Genomic DNA, 472 nt, shown 5'->3' on the forward strand with positions numbered 1-472 from the left:
GGGATGCCCTAAACAGGCGGCTTCGGCCGACCTGCATGGGTACGGAGCCGCCATAGTACTCAAACGCCCGGGGTAATGCCTGGGACAGCTTCCCAGTCGGGGAGACGGTGCATCCGCATAAGGAACGGGCGACCGGGCCGAAAGCGGAGACCGCCGGGGGAAGGGCGGCAGTTGCGATACTTCAACCGAAATCATGGGGTGTGCTGATGCTACCTGAAACTGTGATGGCCCGGTTGGAGGCCATTCCGACGCTGGCAGCGTCGGGCAAACGAGTAAATGGGCTTCATCGTCTGATGGGGTCTCGGCTTCTCTGGGAGCAGGGACTCAAGAAGATCGTCTCCAATCGGGGGACGATGACGCCGGGTGTCGATGGCGAGACCTTCGCGGACTTCGGTCCGGAAGTCCTCGACCCATTGATCGCCAGTGTGGTGGCTGGAGCCTACAAACCGAAACCAGTGCGTCGGGTATTCAT

General features: G+C 61.2%; 1 pseudogene. It reads left to right on the plus strand.

The features are described from left to right. Window positions 1-206: 206 nt before the first annotated feature. Window positions 207-472, plus strand: a pseudogene (locus AACY49_RS30730) (hypothetical protein); the annotation flags it as partial.

The sequence above is a fragment of the Pseudomonas sp. EL_65y_Pfl2_R96 genome, from assembly GCF_963970905.1.
GTDB lineage: Bacteria > Pseudomonadota > Gammaproteobacteria > Pseudomonadales > Pseudomonadaceae > Aquipseudomonas.